The following is a 20,070-nucleotide window of genomic DNA, read 5'->3' on the forward strand; positions in this document are numbered from 1 at the left end:
GGGACCGAAAGCATGCTGACTCTTCTCGTTGAATTCGCCGATGAGGTCTCGGTGTTCAACGTATTCCGCTACATCACCTTCCGCACCGGCGGCGCGCTGATTACCTCGGCGCTGATCGTCTTCATCTTCGGGCCCGCCATCATCGCATCGCTGCGCGTGCGCCAGGGGCGCGGCCAGCCGATCCGCGCCGACGGCCCGCAGACGCATTTCAAGAAGGCGGGCACGCCGACGATGGGCGGCCTGATGATCCTCTCCGGCATCGTCGGCTCGAGCCTGCTGTGGGCCAACGTCCACAGCGTCTATGTCTGGGTGGTGCTGCTGGTGGCGCTCGGCTTCGGCGCGATCGGCTTCTACGACGACTATCTCAAGGTCACCAAGCAGTCGCATCTCGGCTTTTCCGGCAAGGCGCGCCTCGCGGTCGAGTTCCTGATCGCCGCCATCGCCGCCTACTTCATCATGCGCAACGGCCAGGAGCCGTTCTCCTCGTCGCTGACCTTCCCGTTCATCAAGGACCTGATCATCAACCTCGGCTGGTTCTTCATCCCGTTCGCCTGCTTCGTCATCGTCGGCGCGGGCAACGCGGTGAACCTGACCGACGGCCTGGACGGGCTCGCCATCGTGCCGATCATGATCGCGGCCGCATCGTTCGGCGTGATCGCCTATCTCAGCGGCAACGCGGTCTTCGCCGAATACCTGCAGATCCACTTCGTGCCGGGCACGGGCGAACTCGCCGTCATCCTCGGCGCGGTGATCGGCGCGGGCCTCGGCTTCCTCTGGTTCAACGCGCCGCCGGCGGCGATCTTCATGGGCGACACCGGCTCGCTGGCGATGGGCGGGCTGATCGGCGCGATCGCGGTCGCGACCAAGCACGAGATCGTGCTCGCGATCATCGGCGGCCTGTTCGTCATGGAGGCGCTGTCGGTGATCATCCAGGTCGGCTTCTTCAAGATGACCGGCCGCCGGGTGTTCCTGATGGCGCCCATCCACCACCATTTCGAAAAGCTCGGCTGGACGGAAAGCCAGGTGGTGATCCGCTTCTGGATCATCGCCGTCATCTTGGCGCTGATCGGCCTGTCGAGCCTGAAGCTGAGGTAGCGAATGATCGCGACGCATTCCTTCAAGGGCAGGCGGGTTGCGCTCTTCGGCCTCGGCGGGTCGGGAATTGCGACGGCGCTCGCGCTGAAGGAGGGCGGCGCCGACGTGCTGGCCTGGGACGACAATCCCGACAGCGTGGCGAAGGCGGACGGCGAGGGCATTCCGACCGGCGACCTGCGGGCGGCCGACTGGGACCGGTTCGCGTCGTTCGTGCTGTCGCCCGGCGTGCCGCTGACGCATCCGAAGCCGCACTGGACGGTTGAACTGGCGCGCGGCGCCGGCGTCGAGATCATCGGCGACGTGGAACTGTTCTGCCGAGAGCGGACGCTGCGGGCGCCGGACGCCCCGTTCATCGCCATCACCGGAACCAACGGCAAGTCGACCACGACGGCGCTGACCGCGCATATCCTGAAGTCGGCCGGCCGCGACGCGCAGATGGGCGGCAACATCGGCCGCGCCGTCATGACGCTCGATGAGCCGCGGCGCGACCGCTACTACGTGGTCGAGTGCTCGTCCTACCAGATCGACCTCGCGCCCTCGATCGATCCGACCGCCGGGGTGCTCCTCAACCTGACGCCCGACCACCTCGACCGGCACGGCACGATGCAGCACTACGCCTCGATCAAGGAGCGGCTGGTCGCCGGCAGCGACACCGCGATCATCGGCGTGGACGACAGCTACTGCCTGCAGATCGCCGACCGCCTCGAACGCGCCGGCCGCCACGTCATCCGCATCTCGAAGCGCCTGTCGCTCACCGACGGCTACTTCGCCGACGGCACCAACCTGATGGAAGCCGAGCACGGGCGCTACAGCCGGGTCGGATTCCTCGAGGGCATCGGCTCGCTGCGCGGCCAGCACAATGCGCAGAACGCGCTCGCCGCCGTCGCCGCCTGCCTGAAGGTGGGACTGGACCTCGGCGAGATCCAGGCGGGCCTCGAGAGCTTCCCGGGGCTGGTGCATCGCATGGAGCAGGTCGGCCGCAAGGACCATGTGCTGTTCGTCAACGATTCCAAGGCGACCAACGCGGATGCGGCGGCGCCCGCGCTGTCGTCGTTCCCGCGCATATACTGGATCGCCGGCGGGCTGCCCAAGGAAGGCGGCATCGAATCGCTGCGCGGAAACTTCTCGCGCATCGCCAGGGCCTACCTGATCGGCGAGGCGGCGCCGGCCTTCTCCGCGACGCTGGGCGAGGCCGTGCCCTACGAGATTTCCGGCACGCTGGCCGCGGCGGTGGAGCATGCAGCGCGCGACGCCGCGCTCGACACGGGCGGCGAGGCCGTCGTGCTGCTTTCGCCGGCCTGCGCGAGCTTCGACCAGTACAAGAACTTCGAGGTCAGGGGCGAAGCCTTCCGGCAAGCCGTGCATGCCATCGAAGGGGTGACGCCCATCGGAGGGAAGGGGCCATGACGGCGCTTCCCAAAATCACGTTTCAACGCGAATGGAGCATGGGACCATGCTGAGCCGCCTTGATCGCAGCCCCGTCGCCAACTGGTGGTGGACCGTCGACCGCTGGTTCCTCGCCGCATTCCTGTCGCTGATGGGTCTCGGCATCGTGCTGTCCTTCGCGGCCAGTCCGGCGGTCGCCGAACGCATCGGGCTCGACAGCTTCCACTTCGCGACGCGGCAGATCGTCTACATGATCCCGGCGCTGGTCGCGCTAATCGCCGTGTCGTTCCTCGACGCGCGCCAAATCCGGCGGTTCTCGCTGGTCGTGCTCGGCGTGATGCTCCTGATGATGGTCGCGGTGCTGTTCGTCGGCGTCCAGGTCAAGGGCGCGCATCGCTGGCTTTCGTTCTTCGGCGTCTCCGTGCAGCCGTCCGAGTTCCTGAAGCCCGCCTTCGTCATCATCTGCGCCTGGCTGTTCGCCGAGCACAAGCGCCAGCCCGACATCCCCGGCAACCTGTTCGCCGTCATCCTGCTCGGCGTTGTGGTGGCGCTTCTGGTGGCGCAGCCCGACCTTGGCCAGACCATCCTCATCCTCGGCACCTGGGGCGTGATGTTCTTCATGGCCGGCATGCCGTGGCTGTGGATCATCGCGATCGGCGGCCTTGGCGTGGCCGGCGCGATCGGCGCCTATACGGTGTTCCCGCACGTCGCCGGGCGTATCGACCGCTTCCTGACCGGCGAGGGCGACACGTTCCAGGTCGACATGGGCCGCGACGCGGTCATCCAGGGCGGCTGGTTCGGCGTCGGGCCGGGCGAGGGCACCATCAAGCGCATGATCCCGGACAGCCACGCCGACTTCGTCTTCTCGGTCGCCGGCGAGGAGTTCGGCATCGTGCTGTGCCTGCTCATCATGTCCATCTTCGCCTTCATCGTGCTGCGCGGGCTGCTGATCGCACTCAGGGAAGAGGACGACTTCACCCGCTTCGCGGTCGCCGGGCTGGTCGTGGTGTTCGGCTTCCAGTCGGTCATCAACATGGGCGTGAACCTGCAACTGATGCCGGCGAAGGGCATGACGCTGCCGTTCATCTCCTATGGCGGCTCCTCGCTGATCGCGATCGCCATCTCGATGGGCATGGTTCTGGCGCTGACGCGCAGGCGCCCGGAGAAGCGCAAGACCGTCGCCATGGAGCGCACCCAGGGCCACATGCTGGCGGCGGAATAGGCGGATCTCCTGACGATGCCGAAGGGCACCATTCTTCTTGCGGCCGGCGGTACCGGCGGCCACCTGTTCCCGGCCGAGGCGCTGGCGCATGAAATGCTCGAGCGCGGCTGGAAGGTCCACCTGGCGACCGACGACCGCGCCGAGCGCTTTGCCGGCCATTTTCCGGCCGCCGAGACCCATCCGATCGCCTCGGCGACGTTCGGCTCGAAGAACCCGATCGCGCTGGCGCGCTCCTTCTGGACGATCTGGCGCGGCGTTCGCCAGGCGTCGGCGGTGATCGCCCGCATCAAGCCGGACGTGGTGGTCGGCTTCGGCGGCTACCCGACGGTGCCGCCACTCTACGCTGCGAGCCGGCGCGGTGTGCCCTTTGTCGTGCACGAACAGAACGCCGTGATGGGGCGGGCCAATCGCGCGCTTGCAGCCAGGGCCGCGGCGATCGCCGGCGGCTTCCTGCCGGAAGGACAGGGCCAGTTCGGGGCGAAGACGGTGGTCACCGGCAACCCGGTCCGGCCCGCGGTGCTTCGCGCCGCCGAGACGCCCTATGCCGCCGCGAAGCCCGGCCAGCCGTTCCGCCTGCTGGTGTTCGGCGGCAGCCAGGGCGCGCAGTTCTTTTCCGACGCCGTGCCCGCCGCCATCGCGGCGCTGCCGCCCGAGCAGCGGGCGCAGCTGCTGGTCACGCAGCAGGCGCGCGCCGACGACGTCGGGCGGGTCAAGGCCGCCTATGCCGAGCTCGGCATGGTGCCGGAAGTTTTGCCCTTCTTCTCCGACATGGCCGCGCGCATGGCTGCGTCGCAGCTGGTCATCTCGCGTTCGGGCGCCTCGACGGTCTCCGAGATCGCCGTGATCGGCCGACCGGCCATTCTGGTTCCCTACCCGCATGCGCTCGACCACGACCAGGCGGCCAACGCCGCCGCGCTCGCGGCGGCCGGCGGCGCGGAGGTGCACCCGCAATCCTCCCTGTCCACCGAGCGGCTGGCTGCTCTGATCGGCGAGGCCATCGCCGGACCGGACCGCCTCGAAGCCATGGCTTCGGCGGCGCGGAGCGCTGGAAAACCGGACGCCGCGCGGTTGCTCGCCGATCTGGCAGAGGCTATTGCCTCCGGTGGATCAGTGCAGGAATTCAAAAAGGGAGCGCGGCCATGAAGATGCCGCAGAGCATCGGCCTGGTGCATTTCATCGGCATCGGCGGGATCGGAATGAGCGGCATCGCCGAGGTGCTGCACAATCTCGGCTATCGCGTGCAGGGCTCGGACCAGGCCGAAAGCGCCAACCTGCAGCGCCTGCGCGACAGGGGCATCGCTTGCTTCGTGGGCCACGGGCCTGAAAACCTGGGCGACGCGGAAGTGGTGGTCGTCTCGACCGCCATCAAGAAGTCGAATCCCGAACTCAAGGCGGCGCGCGAAAAGCTGCTGCCCATCGTGCGCCGCGCCGAGATGCTGGCCGAGCTGATGCGCTTCCGCCAGGCGGTGGCGATAGGCGGCACGCACGGCAAGACGACGACGACGTCGATGGTCGCCGCGCTGCTGGACGCCGGCGGGCTCGATCCGACCGTCATCAACGGCGGCATCATCAATGCCTACGGCACCAATGCGCGCATGGGCGCCGGCGAGTGGATGGTGGTCGAGGCCGACGAGAGCGACGGCACGTTCCTCAAGCTGCCGGCCGACGTGGCAGTCGTCACCAATATCGACCCGGAACACCTCGACCACTACGGCACCTTCGACAAGGTGCGCGAGGCGTTTCGCCAGTTCGTCGAGAACGTGCCGTTCTACGGCTTCGGCGTGATGTGCACCGACCATCCGGAGGTGCAGGCGATGGTCGCCCGCATCGAGGACCGCCGCGTCATCACCTACGGCGCCAACGCGCAGGCCGACGTGCGTTTCTCCAACCACCGCATGCAGGGCGCGAACTCACACTTCGACGTGTCGATCCGCAACCGCAAGACCGGCGCCGACACGCTGATCGCCGACATCGTCCTGCCGATGCCGGGCCGCCACAACGTCTCCAACGCGACAGCGGCGATCGCCGTGGCGCACGAACTCGGCATCTCCGCCGATGGCATCCGGCAGGGCCTGTCCTCCTTCGGCGGCGTCAAGCGGCGCTTCACCCACACGGGTTCGTGGAACGGCGTCGAGATCTTCGACGACTACGGGCACCATCCGGTCGAGATCAAGGCGGTGCTGAAGGCGGCGCGCGACGCCTCGTCCGGCCGCGTCGTGGCGATCGCCCAGCCGCACCGCTTCACCCGCCTGCGCGACCTGTTCGACGAGTTCTCCTCCTGCTTCAACGACGCCGACGTCGTCGCCGTCGCGCCGGTCTACGCGGCCGGCGAGGATCCGATCGACGGCGTCAGCTCGGAAAAGCTCGTCCACCGCATCCGCTCCGGCGGCCATCGCGACGCCCGCCACATCGCCGATCCCGCGGCGATTGCGCCGATGATCCGCGAGATCGCCAAGCCCGGCGACTTCGTGGTCTTCCTCGGCGCCGGCAACATCACGCAATGGGCCTATGCGCTGCCCAGGGAACTGGCGGCGGGCGACGGTCCCGCCGATGGGGCCGATGCATGATCAGGGGCGAAGCGCTTCTCGCCAGTCTCGGGGATCGGCTCAAGGACATCCGGGGCCGCATCACGCCGAACGCCGAGATGGACAAGATCACCTGGTTCCGCGCCGGCGGCCCCGCCGAGGCGCTCTACCAGCCGGCCGACGAGGAGGACCTCGCCGCGTTCCTGAGGGCGGTGCCGCAGGACATCCCGGTCACCACCGTCGGCATCGGCTCCAACCTCTTGGTGCGCGAGGGCGGCATACCGGGCTTCGTCGTGCGCCTGTCGGCGAAGGGGTTCGGCGAGGCCGAGCTGATTTCACCGACCCGCATCAGGGCCGGCGCCGCGACGCCGGACAAGCGCGTTGCGGCCGTCGCCTACGAGGCGGGGCTGGGCGGCTTCCATTTCTACCACGGCATTCCCGGCGGCATCGGCGGGGCGCTCAGGATGAACGCGGGCGCCAACGGCGTCGAGACGCGCGAGCGCGTCGTCGAGGTGCGCGCGCTGGACCGCAAGGGCGAGGCGCATGTGCTTGCCAACGCCGACATGGGCTACTCCTACCGCCACAGCACCGCGCCGTCCGACCTGATCTTCGTCTCGGCCGTGTTCGAGGGCTACCCCGAGGAGAAGGACGCCATCAAGGCGGCGATGGACGCGGTGCAGCTGCATCGCGAGACAGTGCAGCCGATCCGCGAGAAGACCGGCGGCTCGACCTTCAAGAATCCCGAGGGCACGTCGGCCTGGAAAGAGATCGACAATGCCGGCTGCCGCGGGCTGATGATCGGCGGCGCGCAGATGTCTCCGATGCACTGCAACTTCATGATCAACACCGGCAACGCCACCGGCTACGACCTCGAATATCTCGGCGAAACGGTGCGCGCGCGCGTGCTCGAGTCCTCGGGCATCCGGCTGCAGTGGGAGATCAAGCGCATCGGCCTGTTCAAGCCGGGACGCGAGGTCCAGGAGTTCCTTGGGCAGATGCTCTGACCTTCTGAATCATCGACTTCGCCAGTTGATTCATCTTCGCCCGCTAAGAATCTGGTTCTGAATCGAAATCCGGGCTGGGCGCTCCGGCGCGTCGCCTTTCGCGGCTCGGAACGGGCCGGGATTCATGATGCGGGCGACCCCTTAGGGGTCGCCCGCATCTATGGCGCTCACGGCCCGGCGCGCCATTTCTGAGTCAAAAATACCATAGCCGAATCGAGAAAACGGCGCCCTGGCAATTCGACCCTTGCCAGCGAGTCAACTCTCTGATTCTTTCGGTCAACAGCGTTTCCTGATTTGAGTCGGCCGCGTCGTTTCGTCCGGGCAGTTCCGCCGGAGGACTCGGACTCTGCCCGGAGCCGGGGCTGCGCTGCGAGGGGAATTGCAGTCGTATGAAAAACAAGCACGTAGCGGTGTTGATGGGAGGGTTTTCGTCGGAGCGGCCGGTGTCGCTGTCGTCGGGAAATTCCTGCGCCGACGCCCTCGAGGCGGAGGGCTATCGGGTCACCCGCATCGACGTGGATCGCAACGTCGCCTCCGTGCTTGCCGAACTGAAGCCGGACGTCGCCTTCAACGCGCTGCACGGCCCGTTCGGCGAAGACGGCACGATCCAGGGCGTGCTCGAATATCTCGCCATTCCCTACACCCATTCCGGCGTGCTCGCTTCCGCGCTGGCCATGCACAAGGGGCAGGCCAAGAAGGTCGCGAAGGCGGCCGGAATCCCGGTCGCCGAGTCGAGGATCGTCGACCGCTTTTCGATCGGCGACAAGCATCCGATGCCGGCGCCCTATGTCGTGAAGCCGGTGTGCGAGGGGTCGAGCTTCGGCGTCGTCATCGTCAAGGAAGATCGCTCGCATCCGCCGCAGGTTCTCGCTTCGTCCGAGTGGCGCTACGGCGATGAGGTCATGGTCGAGCGCTTCGTGCACGGGCGCGAACTGACCTGCGCGGTGATGGGCGACGTGGCGCTCGGCGTCTGCGAGATCATCCCGACCGGCCATGCCTTCTACGACTACGATTCGAAATATGTGCCGGGCGGCTCAAAGCACGAGGTGCCGGCTAAAATTTCACTAAATATTTACCAAAAAGTACAGACACTGGCGCTCAAGGCACATCAAGCAATCGGCTGCCGGGGCGTGTCCCGGTCAGACTTCCGTTACGACGATCGCCATTCGGAAAATGGCGAGCTCATCTGGCTCGAAGTCAACACCCAGCCTGGCATGACGCCGACGTCGCTTGTGCCCGAGATCGCCGCGCATGCGGGGCATTCGTTCGGCGAGCTGTTGAGTTGGATGGTGGAGGACGCTTCGTGTTTGCGTTGAGGTCCGGGCAAGTCTGGAAGACCGGCGCACTGCGGCCGGCCTTCCTGGATTCGTCTCTTTCCCTCTTGTCCGGTCGTTTCGTGCTGCCGCGCGTCCTGCGCCGGCCGGTGCGTTTCGTCGGCCGGCTGATGGATGGCGAGTATCAGCCGCCGCGCCATTTCGGCGCGGCTGCGACCGCGATCTTCCTGTCGGCGAGCGTGCTCTACGGAGCGTGGCTCGGCGGGCAGATTCCGGCGGCCGCGCAGTCGGTGACCGCGCGCCTCGGTTTCGCCGTCGACCAGATCCGCGTGTCCGGCAACAAGGAGACGTCGGAGATCGACGTGCTCGACCGCCTCGAACTCGACGGCTGGACCTCGCTGATCGGCTTCGACGCCGAGGATGCGCGCGAGCGCGTGGCGGCGCTTCCCTGGGTCAGGTCGGCTTCGGTCCGCAAAGTCTATCCGGCCGAACTGGAGGTGAGGATCGAGGAGCGGCAGCCGTTCGCCATCTGGCAGCACGGCAGCCAGCTGTCGATCATCGAGCGGAGCGGCAATGTGATCGCGCCCTTCGACGGCGGGCGCCACGCGGCGCTGCCGCTGGTCATCGGCTACGGCGCGGCGCAGGGTTTTGCGTTCGTCGAGAAGGTCGGCCGCTATCCGGGGCTCGCCGCGCGGGTCAAGGGGTACATCCGCGTCGCCGAGCGCCGCTGGGACCTGCGCCTCGAAAACGGCATCACCATCCGCCTGCCGGAAAACGGCGAGGATGCGGCCATCGCCGAAGTGCTCCGGCTCGACCGCGAGGAGGGGCTGCTGTCGCGCGATATCGCCGCAGTCGACCTTCGCCTGGAGGATCGCATGGTCATCCGGCTGACGCCGGAGGCGATGGAGCGCCGCACGACGCTGCTCGCCGAACAGGCCAAGGCCGCAAAGAAGAAGCCGGGGAAAAGCATATGAGCTGGCTCGGCGGTCAGAAGAATTCCGCGCAGCGCCGTTCCGGCATCGTCACGGTGCTCGACGTCGGCTCAAGCAAGGTCTGCTGCGTGATCGGGCGGCTCAGCCCGCGCGGCGAAAGCCCGGTGCTGCGCGGCCGCACGCACGAGATCAGGGTGATCGGCATCGGCCACCAGAAGTCGCACGGCGTGAAGTCGGGCGTCGTCGTCGATCTCAACCGTGCCGAGCATGCGATCCGCCTGGCGGTCGACGCGGCCGAGCGCATGGCCGGGCTGACCGTGGATTCGCTGATCGTCAACCTGACGGCGGGCCGGCTGAAGAGCGCGACCTATTCGGCGACCATCAATCTCGGCGGACACCAGGTCGAGGCGGCCGACATCAAGCGCGTCCTGGCGGCCGGCGCCAAGCAGGCGCTGAAGGCCGAGCGCGAGGTCGTCCATTCGCTTCCGGTCAGCTTCTCGCTCGACGGCGAGCGCGGCGTGCGCGATCCGCTGGGCATGGTGGGCGACGCGCTCGGCGTCGACATGCACGTGCTGGCCGGTGACGCGGCCCCGCTGCGCAACCTGGAACTCTGCATCAACCGCGCGCACCTGTCGGTCGAGCGCATGGTGGCCACGCCCTATGCGAGCGGCCTCGCCGCGCTCGTCGACGACGAACTGGAAATGGGCGCCGCCTGCATCGACATGGGCGGCGGCACCACGACGATCTCCGTCTTCGCCGACGGCAAGTTCGTCCATGGCGATGCGATCCCGGTCGGCGGCAACCACGTCACCATGGACATGGCCAAGGGCCTGTCGGCGCGCCTCGACCATGCCGAGCGGCTGAAGGTGATGCACGGCTCGGCGCTGCCCGGCAGCGCCGACGACCGCGAGACGATCACCATCCAGCCGATGGGCCACGACGACGGCGAGGTGCCGCTGCAGGTTCCACGCGCCGTCATGACGCGCATCATCCGCGCCCGCGTCGAGGAGACGCTGGAGATCATCCGCGACCGGCTGGGCAAGTCGGGATACGGCAGCGCGGTGGGCAAGCGCGTCGTGCTGACCGGCGGCGCGTCCCAGCTGCAGGGACTGCCGGAGGCGGCGCGCCGGATTCTCGGGCGCAACGTGCGCATCGGCAGGCCGCTCGGCGTCGCCGGATTGCCGGAGGCGGCCAAGGGGCCGGCCTTCGCCACGGCGGTGGGCCTGATGATCTATCCGCAGGTCGCGGGTTTCGAAAATCGCGAGGGTAAGGCCGCGTCGAGGTTCCGGGCGACCGGTACCGGGGGTCGGTTCGATCGCATGAGTCAGTGGATAAGAGACAGTTTTTAATCGACGGGGACAGCCCCATTGGCGGCCGTGGCGGCGACGCGGCAGGAAAGGCAAAGGACGAGGACCAGGACCATGACCATCAATCTCAAGAAGCCGGACATCACCGAATTGAAGCCCCGCATCACCGTCTTCGGCGTTGGCGGCGGCGGCGGCAACGCCGTCAGCAACATGATCACGGCCGGGCTTCGCGGCGTCGAGTTCGTGGTCGCCAACACCGACGCGCAGGCGCTCACCATGTCGAAGGCCGAGCGCCTGATCCAGCTCGGCGCGCACGTGACCGAGGGCCTGGGAGCGGGTTCGCAGCCGGAAGTCGGCCGCGCCGCCGCTGAGGAATGCATCGACGAGATCGTCGACCACCTGTCCAACACGCACATGTGCTTCGTCACCGCCGGCATGGGCGGCGGCACCGGCACGGGTGCTGCCCCGGTCGTTGCCCGCGCGGCGCGCGAAAAGGGCATCCTGACCGTCGGTGTCGTCACCAAGCCGTTCCACTTCGAGGGCCAGCGCCGCATGAGGACGGCGGACGCCGGCATCGAAGAGCTGCAGAAGTGCGTCGACACGCTGATCGTCATCCCGAACCAGAACCTGTTCCGCCTCGCCAACGACAAGACGACCTTTGCCGACGCCTTCGCCATGGCCGACCAGGTGCTCTACTCGGGCGTCGCCTGCATCACCGACCTGATGGTCAAGGAAGGCCTGATCAACCTCGACTTCGCCGACGTCCGCTCGGTGATGCGCGAGATGGGCAAGGCGATGATGGGCACCGGCGAGGCCAGCGGCGAGGGCAGGGCAATGGCCGCTGCCGAGGCGGCGATCGCCAACCCGCTGCTCGACGAATCGTCGATGAAGGGGGCCAAGGGCCTGCTGATCTCGATCACCGGCGGCCGCGACCTCACCCTGTTCGAGGTGGACGAGGCGGCAACCCGCATCCGCGAGGAAGTCGACCAGGACGCCAACATCATCCTGGGCGCGACGTTCGACGAGGAACTGGAAGGCGTCATCCGCGTCTCGGTGGTCGCCACCGGCATCGACAAGTCGGCGGCCGACATTGCATCGCCGCCAATCCAGATCCGCCAGCAGCCTGCGAAGCCGGCGGCCCAGCCGCAGCCACAGCCGCAGCCGCGCCCGGCTGCCGTCGCCGAAACCCGTCCGGCCGCCCCGATCGAGGCGCCGCGCGCCGCCGATCCGGTCGCCGACGCCATCCGTCAGGCCGAGATCAACGCGGCCGTCGTGGCTTCGCGTCCGGCGCCGCAGCCGATCGACGAGTTCCAGCCGGTGAGCAAGCTGTTCCAGCAGCCGCAGCCGGTCGCGCAGCAGCCGCGGCCGCAGCCGGCCGCCGTGGCGCCCGCGCCGCAGCCGATGCCGCTGCGCGAAGTGGCTCCCCAGGAGCCGGTCGCCGCGCCGCGCATGCCCAAGGTCGAGGACTTCCCGCCGGTCGTGCGGGCCGAGGTCGAGGCGCGCCGCAACGCGGCCGATCACGAGAACAACGGACCGATGGGCCTGCTGAAGCGCCTGACCACGGGCCTCAGCCGACGCGACGACGAGCCGGCGCGCCTGCAGCCCGCGCAGCCGCGCGAGCCGAAGCTCAGGCAGCCCGCTCCGGAGGCCCGCCGCGCGCCCAGCCAGGACGCTCAGCTCTATGCGCCGCGTCGCGGCCAGCTGGACGAGCACGGTCGCCTGTCGCCGCAGCCGCGCGGCGTCCAGGAGGACGAGCAGCTGGAGATTCCGGCGTTCCTTCGCCGGCAAGCGAACTGAGCCTGAAAGGGCGCTTCACGAATTGCCGGCAGGCGGAAACATTGCCCGCCTGCCGGCTTGAAAAATCCCGCAAATTCAGCTGGTTATGATTCGCAGAGCGTGCGTGTGCAGTAACACAGAGTAAAAAAGCGTGATTTGTTGTCTCTCCGCCGCCCGACTATCTTCCGGCCATGGAAAGGTCGGCGTGTGGGCGGATTCGGGGATGAGATCCTGCCCATCGCACACAGCAAGATCCATGCAGCGGGAGCCGGCCAGCCGGCAGCCGCGCAAACGGAGAGGCTGACGGGCGGTATGGGGATCAAGTTGCACGACTATCAGACGACTATCAAAGCGCGCGCGACGCTGGAAGGCTTTGGCGTCCACAGCGGCCGCCCGGTTTCGGTGAGCTTCCTCCCGGCCGATCCCGATACCGGCATCGTCTTCCACCACACCGATCGCGCCGGCACCGTGCGCGAAATCCGCGCGCTTGTCTCGGAGATCGGCAGCACCGACCTGTGCACCGCTCTCGGTGACGCGGCAGGCGCTCATGTCGGCACCGTCGAGCACGTCATGGCCGCGCTGTTCGGCCTCGGCATCGACAATCTGGCGATCGAGATCGACGGCGACGAGATGCCGATCCTCGACGGCAGCGCGAGCGCCTTTGTCGAGGCCATCGACCAGGCCGGCATCGAGACGCTCGACGTCAAGCGCCGCTACATCCGCGTGCTGAAGCCGGTGCGCATCGACAGCGGCGCCTCCTTCGCCGAATTCCGCCCCTATGACGGTACGCGCTTCGAGGTCGAGATCGACTTCGAGAGCCCGGCCATCGGTCGGCAGTCCTATGCGTCCGACATCGACGCCGCGTCCTTCCGCCGCGATATCGCGCGCGCCCGCACCTTCGGCTTCATGAAGGATGTCGAGCGGCTCTGGGCCGCCGGCTACGCGCTCGGCTCCTCGCTGGAGAATTCCGTGGTGATCGGCGACGACAGCCGCGTCATCAACATGGAAGGCCTGCGCTACAAGAACGAGTTCGTGCGCCACAAGCTGCTCGACGCGATGGGCGACCTCGCGCTCGCCGGCGCGCGCTTCATCGGCTGCTACCATTCCTATCGCGGCGGCCACAGGCTGAACGCTTCGGCGCTGCGCCATCTGCTGTCCGATCGCTCGGCTTTCGAGATCGTCGAGACGACGCGCCGCGAGCGCGGGCGTTCGGCCGAGATGACGGCCGTCAGCGCCGCTGTCTACGCTCCCTGGGTCCTCTGACGGGCCAATTCTTCGCAACCGGAACGGCTCGCATCCCGGCCGGTCGCCCGTTTCGGCGACGGCTTGCCGGGTGCAGTAAATCGTTAGCGAAAGCCGTGCCATAAAAATGCGCGAATGCCGCGCGATGGCGTTGCCGGTGAAAAGCGTTTATGATTAATCGCGGCAGGGGTGAAGAGCCGGCGCGGGTTCAGAGGAACCGGGATGCGCCGGGAGTGGGAACTGGCGCCGCCGAGAAGGGCTGACATCCGACATGCATTTCGTGAATATGGCTCACGCAGGGAGGGCGGCGCGCACGGCGTTTACCGTTGTCGTGATCGCTTCCGCGCCGGCGCTCGTCGCCGGCTGCATGAAGGAGCAGGACCTCAACCTCGCGACCTATGTCGAGCAGACCGACCCGGCCGACCAGCTCTACAACCAGGGCCTTGCCAACCTCAATGCCGGCCGCCTGAAGGAAGCCAGCCGCAAGTTCGACGCCGTCGACCGCCAGCACCCGTATTCGGAGTATGCGCGCAAGTCGATGGTGATGAGCGCCTTCACCAACTACCGGCAGGGCAACTACGAAGACGCCATCAACGCCGGCAAGCGCTACGTGGCGCTCTATCCGTCCTCCGAGGATGCGGCCTACGCGCAGTACATCGTCGGCCTCTCGTATTTCCGCCAGATCCGCGACGTCACGCAGGACCAGAAGGAATCGCGCCGCGCCATCGAGGCAATGGACGAGGTGGTCCAGCGCTGGCCCGAATCACCCTATGTCGAGGACGCCCGCAGCAAGGTGCGCTTCGCGCGCGACCAGCTCGCCGGCAAGGAGATGCAGATCGGGCGCTACTATCTCGAGCGCCGCGAGTTCATCGCCGCCGCCAAGCGCTTCCGCTACGTGGTGGAGAACTACGGCAACACCCGGCATGTCGAGGAAGCGCTGGCGCGCCTGGTCGAGACCTACTACGCGATGGGCCTGACCTCCGAAGCGCAGACCGCCGCCGCGGTGCTCGGCCACAACTATCCGGAAAGCCAATGGTACAAGGATTCCTACAAGCTGCTGCAGACCGGCGGCCTGCAGCCGCGCGAGAATGCCGGCTCGTGGATTTCCAGGGCCGGCAAGCTTTTCGGCAGCGACGCCTGAGGCACTGGAGCATTCCCGCGAAAGGTGGTAGCCGGTCTTCGGAGAAGATCATGCCCGAAACGCTCGCCTGAATGCTCGTCCGCCTGTCGATCCGCGATATCGTCCTGATCGAGCGGCTGGACATCGATTTCTCGGCCGGCCTGTCCGTCCTCACCGGGGAGACGGGCGCCGGCAAATCCATCATGCTCGACGCACTTTCGCTGGCGCTCGGCGGGCGCGGCGCGGCCTCGCTGGTCCGCAACGGGGCGACCCAGGGGCAGGTCTCGGCGGTATTCGACGTGCCCAAGAACCATCCGGCGCGCGCCATCCTGGCCGAGAACGCGCTCGAGGACGACGGCGACATCATCCTGCGCAGGGTGCAGACGGCCGACGGCCGCACGCGCGTCTTCGTCAACGACCAGCCGTCCTCGGTCACGCTGATGCGCGACATCGGCCGCGCGCTGGTCGAGATCCACGGCCAGCACGACGACCGCGCGCTGGTCGAGCCGTCGGCCCACCGCGACCTGCTCGACGCCTTCGGCGGCCATGTCGGCGAGGCCGACGCATGCGCGGCTGCCTGGCGGCTCTGGCGCGAGCGCGAGCAGCAGCTCGTGCAGCACCGGGCGCGGGTGCAGGCGGCGTCGCGCGAGGCGGACTATCTGCGCGCCTCGGTGGCCGAACTTTCGCAACTCGATCCGCAACCCGGCGAGGAGATCGAACTCGCCGATGTGCGCACCGCGATGATGCGCGCCGAGAAGGTCGCCGCCGAGGTCAAGGACGCGCAGGACGTGCTATCCGGCCAGAATTCGCCGCTGCCGCAGCTCGCCAGCCTGCTGCGCCGGCTGCAGCGCAAGAGCGCCGAGGCGCCCGGCCTGCTCGACGAGGTGACGCGGTCGCTCGACGAGGCGCTGATCCATCTCGACGCCGCCCAGTCCGGCGTCGAGGCGGCGATGCGCGCCACGGAATTCGACCCGCAGAAGCTGGAGCGCTCGGAGGAGCGCCTGTTCGCGCTGCGCGCCGCCGGGCGCAAGTTTTCGGTCCCTGTCGACGACCTTGCAAGGACGCGAGACAGCATGGCGGCCGACCTCGCCGATCTCGATGCAGGAGAGGAGAAACTCGCCGGGCTCGAGACGCAGGCGACGGCTGCCCGCGAGGCCTATGACCGGGCGGCGGCCCGGCTGAGCGAACTGCGGGCGGCGGCCGCCGCTGCCCTGAAGAAGGCGGTGATGGCCGAACTGCCGGCGCTGAAGCTCGATCGCGCCGAGTTCATCGTCGAGATCGCGACCGAGCCCGACAACCGCACGGAAGCCGGCATCGACCAGATCGAGTTCTGGGTGCGCACCAACCCCGGCACGCGGCCGGGGCCGATGATGAAGGTGGCATCAGGCGGCGAACTGTCGCGTTTCCTGCTGGCGCTGAAGGTGGCGTTGGCCGATCGCGGCTCTGCCCCGACGCTTGTCTTCGACGAGATCGACACCGGCGTCGGCGGCGCGGTGGCGGACGCCATCGGGCAGCGGCTGGCGCGGCTGTCGTCGCGCGTCCAGGTGCTTTCCGTTACCCACGCCCCGCAGGTCGCGGCGCGGGCGGCGACGCATTTCCTGATCTCCAAGTCCGGCGGGAAGGAAAGCGTTTCGACCGGCATCGCCGAGATGGATCGCGCGGCGCGGCAGGAGGAACTTGCCCGCATGCTCGCCGGCGCCACCATCACCGAGGAAGCGCGCGCGGCCGCCGGCCGGCTGCTTGCGGAAAACGCAGGCGCGTAGCCCGGGCGCAACAGCTGTCGTCACCGTCTGGCAGCAGTGCCACCAACCGACCCTTGAACCTTTCGCGCCGCTGCGCTTGATAGTCCGGCAAATACGGAACAGGACATGACCAAGCCGGCCACCCCAGTCGAATCCCTGACCCAGGACGAAGCCGCCGCCGAACTTGCGCGGCTCGCAGGCGAAATCGCCGTCCACGACCGCCGCTATCACGGCGAGGATGCGCCGACGATCTCGGACGCCGCGTACGACGCGCTGAAGCTGCGCAACGCGGCGATCGAGGCACGTTTTCCGGAACTGATCCGCGCCGACTCGCCATCGCACCGCGTCGGCGCCGCGCCCTCGACGGCGTTCGCGCAGGTGCGCCACTCGGTGCCGATGCTGTCGCTGGACAACGTCTTCTCCGACGAGGACGTGGCCGATTTCGTGGCCAGCGTACGGCGCTTCCTCAGCCTGTCTTCGGATGCCGGGCTGGTGTTCACCGCCGAGCCCAAGATCGACGGCCTGTCGATGTCGCTGCGCTACGAGAAGGGCAGGCTGGTGACGGCAGCCACGCGCGGCGACGGCGAGACCGGCGAGAACGTGACAGCCAACATCCTGACCATCGCGGAGATCCCGCAACGTCTGCCCGCGGACGCGCCCGACGTCGTCGAGGTGCGCGGCGAAGTCTACATGCGTCGCGACGACTTTCTCGACCTGCAGAAGCGCATGGCCGACACCGGCCAGACCTTTGCCAATCCGCGCAATTCCGCCGCCGGCAGCCTGCGGCAGAAGAACCCGGAGGTGACGAAGTCGCGCCCGCTGAAATTCTTCGCCTACGCCTGGGGCGAGACGTCCGAACCGCTCGGCACGTCGCAATACGACGTCGTCCAGCGTTTCGGGACATGGGGATTTCCGGTCAACGACCGGATGGTGCGCTGCGCCTCGCTGGAGGACATGCTCAGGCAATACTGCGCCATCGAGGCGGACCGCGCGGAGCTGCCCTACGACATCGACGGCGTCGTCTACAAGGTCGACCGGCTCGACCTGCAGGAACGGCTCGGCTTCCGCTCGCGCAGCCCGCGCTGGGCGACCGCGCACAAGTTTCCGGCGGAGAAGGCGACGACGGTCCTGACGGCGATCGACATCCAGGTCGGGCGCACCGGCGCGCTGACGCCGGTGGCGCGGCTGGAGCCGGTGACGGTGGGCGGCGTCGTCGTCGTCAACGCCACGCTGCACAACGAGGACTACATCCGGGGCATCGGCAACAGCGGCCAGCCGATCCGCGAGGGCCGCGACATAAGGGTCGGCGACACCGTCATCGTCCAGCGCGCAGGCGACGTCATTCCGCAGATCATCGACATCCTGCCGGAGAAGCGGCCGGCGGATTCGGTTGCCTACGTCTTCCCCGATCGTTGCCCCGCCTGCGGCAGCCACGCGGTGCGCGAGGAGGGCGAGGCGGTCAGGCGCTGCACCGGCGGGCTGGTCTGCCCGGCGCAGGCCGTCGAGCGCATCCGCCATTTCGTCTCGCGCAACGCCTTCGACATCGAGGGCCTCGGCGAGAAGCAGATCGAGTTCTTCTTCCAGACCGACAAGGCGGCGCTGAAGGTGTCTTCGCCCGCCGACATCTTCACCTTGAAGCGGCGGCAGGAGATGCTGCCGGCGACGCTGGAAGGCTCACTGGAGAAGCTGGAGAACATCGAGGGGTTCGGCGCTGTCTCCGTGAAGAAGCTGTTCGACGCCATCGACGCGCGCCGCGAGGTGGCCTTCTCGCGCTTCCTGTTCGCGCTCGGCATCCGCCATATCGGCGAAACCAACGCCAAGCGGCTGGCGCGGCATTTCCTGTCGTTCGAGGCGCTGCGCAGGACGGCCGAGGCTGCACGGATCCCCGAAGGCAAGGGCGATCCCGGCAATGCCGAATGGCAGGAGATCGTCGGCGTCAACGGCATCGGCGGCATCGTCGCGGAGGCGCTGGTCGACTTCTTCGCCGAAGAGCACAACCGAGAGGCGGTAGAAGCACTGCTCGACGCCGGCGTGACGCCCCTCGACGAGGCGCCGGTGGCCGCGGTTTCGTCGCCCGTCGCCGGCAGGACCGTGGTCTTCACCGGGTCGCTGGAGAAGATGTCGCGCGACGAGGCCAAGGCGATGGCCGAGCGGCTCGGCGCCAAGGTCGCCGGCTCGGTGTCGAAGAAGACCGACCTGGTGGTCGCCGGGCCGGGCGCCGGCTCGAAGCTCAAGCAGGCGACCGACCTCGGCATCGAGGTGATCGACGAGGACCAGTGGTTCGAGCGGGTGGGCCGGCAGAGCGACTGATCACAACCGTTGATCGATAGTCTCAAGGAAATTCACCTGACTTGTCGGCCGGGCCGCCCTATAGCTCGCTGCCTACCCGGAAACCGCGATGTCCGCCGACGCATTCCATGACCGCAGCATGACCATCTCGACGGCCCGATCCTTCGTTGAGGGCATGAAGTCGGCGATCCCCGTGGTCGTCGCCGCCGCGCCATTCGGCCTGCTGTTCGGCGCGCTGGCGGTCGAGAACGGCCTGAGCGTCGCAGACGCCACGCTGATGAGCGCCGCGATCTACGGCGGCGCCAGCCAGATGGTGGGCATCGAACTGTTCGGCCAGCACATCGCACCCTGGCTGGTCGTGCTGTCGATCGTCGCGGTGAATTTTCGCCACGTGCTGTATTCGGCGGCGATCGGCCCGAGAATCGACCATTGGCCGGCGTACCAGCAAGCGCTCGGTTTCTTCCTGCTGACCGATCCGCAATATGCCGAGACCGAGCGCCGCGCGGAGAGCGGGCGCCGCGTCAGCTTTGCCTGGTACATGGGCATGGGAATCGCGATCTACGTGCCGTGGCTCGCCGAAAGCGCCATCGGCGCCATGTTCGGCAAGCTGGTCCCCGACCCAAGGGCGCTCGGCATCGACTTCCTGCTGCCGATCTACTTCCTCGGCATGGTGATGGGATTCCGCAAGCGGCCCTACTGGCTGCCGATCGTGGCGACCAGCGCCGTCGCTTCGATAGCCGCACACTACACGATCGGCTCGCCCTGGCATGTCTCGGTCGGGGCAGTCGCCGGGATCGCGCTGGCCGCCATCCTGCCGGTCAAGGCGGCTGAGGACAGCGCGGACGCGCCATGACCTCGACGCTGTGGATCATCTTCTGGGGCGCGATCCTGACCTACCTCACGCGGGTCGGCGGCCACCTCGTGCTGTCGCGCTTCGATCGCGTGCATCCGGTCGAGGCCGGCCTGAACGCCGTGCCGGCGGCCGTCCTGACCACGCTGGTGGCGCCGGCCGCCGTGCAGGCGGGTCCGGCCGAACTGGTGGCGCTGGCGGTGGCCGCGATCGTCTCCCTGCGGGCCGGGTTGCTGACCATGTTCCTGGTCGGCGCCGTGGTGCTTGTCGTGGGACGTCAGTTCGTCGCCTGAGCGTCCTTCGCGG

General features: G+C 67.9%; 16 protein-coding genes. All 16 read left to right on the plus strand.

The window, feature by feature from the left end:
• The first annotated feature begins 12 nt into the window (after nucleotides 1-12).
• The 16 genes from mraY to ABUE31_RS02845 all read left to right on the plus strand — a co-directional run bounded on the left by mraY (nucleotide 13) and on the right by ABUE31_RS02845 (nucleotide 20,057).
• Nucleotides 13-1,095, plus strand: a complete 1,083-nt coding sequence (mraY, locus tag ABUE31_RS02770) for a phospho-N-acetylmuramoyl-pentapeptide-transferase (RefSeq protein ID WP_367721964.1) — start codon at nucleotides 13-15, stop codon at nucleotides 1,093-1,095.
• Nucleotides 1,096-1,098: 3 nt separating this feature from the next.
• Nucleotides 1,099-2,502 carry a UDP-N-acetylmuramoyl-L-alanine--D-glutamate ligase gene (gene murD, locus ABUE31_RS02775; RefSeq protein WP_367721965.1) on the plus strand — a complete coding sequence of 468 codons (1,404 nt, stop codon included), beginning with the start codon at nucleotides 1,099-1,101 and terminating at the stop codon, nucleotides 2,500-2,502.
• Between the two features lie 46 nt (nucleotides 2,503-2,548).
• Nucleotides 2,549-3,703 (plus strand): putative lipid II flippase FtsW, encoded by a 1,155-nt coding sequence (gene ftsW / locus ABUE31_RS02780; RefSeq protein WP_367721966.1) that lies wholly within the window; start codon nucleotides 2,549-2,551, stop codon nucleotides 3,701-3,703.
• A 15-nt stretch (nucleotides 3,704-3,718) separates the two neighbouring features.
• Nucleotides 3,719-4,846 carry an undecaprenyldiphospho-muramoylpentapeptide beta-N-acetylglucosaminyltransferase gene (gene murG / locus ABUE31_RS02785; RefSeq protein ID WP_367721967.1) on the plus strand — a complete coding sequence of 376 codons (1,128 nt, stop codon included), beginning with the start codon at nucleotides 3,719-3,721 and terminating at the stop codon, nucleotides 4,844-4,846.
• On the plus strand, nucleotides 4,843-6,270 hold the full coding sequence (gene murC, locus ABUE31_RS02790; RefSeq protein WP_367721968.1) for a UDP-N-acetylmuramate--L-alanine ligase: 1,428 nt from the start codon (nucleotides 4,843-4,845) through the stop codon (nucleotides 6,268-6,270). The genes murG and murC overlap by 4 nt, the downstream gene beginning before the upstream one ends.
• Complete coding sequence (gene murB / locus ABUE31_RS02795; protein WP_367721969.1) at nucleotides 6,267-7,232, plus strand: UDP-N-acetylmuramate dehydrogenase; 966 nt, start codon at nucleotides 6,267-6,269, stop codon at nucleotides 7,230-7,232. The genes murC and murB overlap by 4 nt, the downstream gene beginning before the upstream one ends.
• 389 nt (nucleotides 7,233-7,621) lie before the next feature.
• A complete protein-coding gene (locus tag ABUE31_RS02800; protein ID WP_367721970.1) occupies nucleotides 7,622-8,548 on the plus strand; it encodes a D-alanine--D-alanine ligase in 927 nt (308 codons plus the stop codon).
• Entirely contained in the window at nucleotides 8,536-9,480 is a 945-nt protein-coding gene (locus ABUE31_RS02805) for a cell division protein FtsQ/DivIB (protein WP_367721971.1), read from the plus strand. Before ABUE31_RS02800 ends, ABUE31_RS02805 begins: the two co-directional genes overlap by 13 nt.
• Entirely contained in the window at nucleotides 9,477-10,787 is a 1,311-nt protein-coding gene (gene ftsA / locus ABUE31_RS02810; protein ID WP_367721972.1) for a cell division protein FtsA, read from the plus strand. Before ABUE31_RS02805 ends, ftsA begins: the two co-directional genes overlap by 4 nt.
• A gap of 72 nt (nucleotides 10,788-10,859) precedes the next feature.
• The gene (ftsZ, locus tag ABUE31_RS02815) at nucleotides 10,860-12,542 is read left to right on the plus strand and encodes a cell division protein FtsZ (protein WP_367721973.1); all 1,683 of its coding nucleotides are present in this window, start codon (nucleotides 10,860-10,862) and stop codon (nucleotides 12,540-12,542) included.
• A 291-nt stretch (nucleotides 12,543-12,833) separates the two neighbouring features.
• The gene (gene lpxC, locus ABUE31_RS02820; RefSeq protein ID WP_367721974.1) at nucleotides 12,834-13,784 is read left to right on the plus strand and encodes a UDP-3-O-acyl-N-acetylglucosamine deacetylase; all 951 of its coding nucleotides are present in this window, start codon (nucleotides 12,834-12,836) and stop codon (nucleotides 13,782-13,784) included.
• A 250-nt stretch (nucleotides 13,785-14,034) separates the two neighbouring features.
• On the plus strand, nucleotides 14,035-14,904 hold the full coding sequence (locus ABUE31_RS02825; protein ID WP_367721975.1) for an outer membrane protein assembly factor BamD: 870 nt from the start codon (nucleotides 14,035-14,037) through the stop codon (nucleotides 14,902-14,904).
• Between the two features lie 71 nt (nucleotides 14,905-14,975).
• On the plus strand, nucleotides 14,976-16,646 hold the full coding sequence (gene recN, locus ABUE31_RS02830) for a DNA repair protein RecN (protein WP_367721976.1): 1,671 nt from the start codon (nucleotides 14,976-14,978) through the stop codon (nucleotides 16,644-16,646).
• 105 nt (nucleotides 16,647-16,751) lie between these two features.
• On the plus strand, nucleotides 16,752-18,935 hold the full coding sequence (gene ligA, locus ABUE31_RS02835) for an NAD-dependent DNA ligase LigA (RefSeq protein ID WP_367721977.1): 2,184 nt from the start codon (nucleotides 16,752-16,754) through the stop codon (nucleotides 18,933-18,935).
• Between the two features lie 118 nt (nucleotides 18,936-19,053).
• Nucleotides 19,054-19,767 carry an AzlC family ABC transporter permease gene (locus tag ABUE31_RS02840; protein WP_437344075.1) on the plus strand — a complete coding sequence of 238 codons (714 nt, stop codon included), beginning with the start codon at nucleotides 19,054-19,056 and terminating at the stop codon, nucleotides 19,765-19,767.
• A complete protein-coding gene (locus ABUE31_RS02845) occupies nucleotides 19,764-20,057 on the plus strand; it encodes an AzlD family protein (protein ID WP_367721979.1) in 294 nt (97 codons plus the stop codon). Before ABUE31_RS02840 ends, ABUE31_RS02845 begins: the two co-directional genes overlap by 4 nt.
• Nucleotides 20,058-20,070 lie beyond the last annotated feature (13 nt).

This window comes from Mesorhizobium marinum, assembly GCF_040813675.1.
Classification (GTDB): Bacteria; Pseudomonadota; Alphaproteobacteria; order Rhizobiales; family Rhizobiaceae; genus Mesorhizobium_K; species Mesorhizobium_K marinum.

What these genes read in the sequence shown, in the direction of transcription:
- ligA (WP_367721977.1), top strand. Translation starts at nt 16,752, where the DNA reads ATGACCAAGCCGGCCACCCCAGTCGAATCCCTGACCCAGGACGAAGCC.
- mraY (WP_367721964.1), top strand. Translation starts at nt 13, where the DNA reads ATGCTGACTCTTCTCGTTGAATTCGCCGATGAGGTCTCGGTGTTCAAC.
- ftsZ (WP_367721973.1), top strand. Translation starts at nt 10,860, where the DNA reads ATGACCATCAATCTCAAGAAGCCGGACATCACCGAATTGAAGCCCCGC.
- murB (WP_367721969.1), top strand. Translation starts at nt 6,267, where the DNA reads ATGATCAGGGGCGAAGCGCTTCTCGCCAGTCTCGGGGATCGGCTCAAG.
- ABUE31_RS02845 (WP_367721979.1), top strand. Translation starts at nt 19,764, where the DNA reads ATGACCTCGACGCTGTGGATCATCTTCTGGGGCGCGATCCTGACCTAC.
- ABUE31_RS02840 (WP_437344075.1), top strand. Translation starts at nt 19,054, where the DNA reads ATGACCATCTCGACGGCCCGATCCTTCGTTGAGGGCATGAAGTCGGCG.
- murC (WP_367721968.1), top strand. Translation starts at nt 4,843, where the DNA reads ATGAAGATGCCGCAGAGCATCGGCCTGGTGCATTTCATCGGCATCGGC.
- ftsW (WP_367721966.1), top strand. Translation starts at nt 2,549, where the DNA reads ATGCTGAGCCGCCTTGATCGCAGCCCCGTCGCCAACTGGTGGTGGACC.
- lpxC (WP_367721974.1), top strand. Translation starts at nt 12,834, where the DNA reads ATGGGGATCAAGTTGCACGACTATCAGACGACTATCAAAGCGCGCGCG.
- ftsA (WP_367721972.1), top strand. Translation starts at nt 9,477, where the DNA reads ATGAGCTGGCTCGGCGGTCAGAAGAATTCCGCGCAGCGCCGTTCCGGC.
- ABUE31_RS02825 (WP_367721975.1), top strand. Translation starts at nt 14,035, where the DNA reads ATGCATTTCGTGAATATGGCTCACGCAGGGAGGGCGGCGCGCACGGCG.
- recN (WP_367721976.1), top strand. Translation starts at nt 14,976, where the DNA reads ATGCTCGTCCGCCTGTCGATCCGCGATATCGTCCTGATCGAGCGGCTG.
- murD (WP_367721965.1), top strand. Translation starts at nt 1,099, where the DNA reads ATGATCGCGACGCATTCCTTCAAGGGCAGGCGGGTTGCGCTCTTCGGC.
- murG (WP_367721967.1), top strand. Translation starts at nt 3,719, where the DNA reads ATGCCGAAGGGCACCATTCTTCTTGCGGCCGGCGGTACCGGCGGCCAC.
- ABUE31_RS02800 (WP_367721970.1), top strand. Translation starts at nt 7,622, where the DNA reads ATGAAAAACAAGCACGTAGCGGTGTTGATGGGAGGGTTTTCGTCGGAG.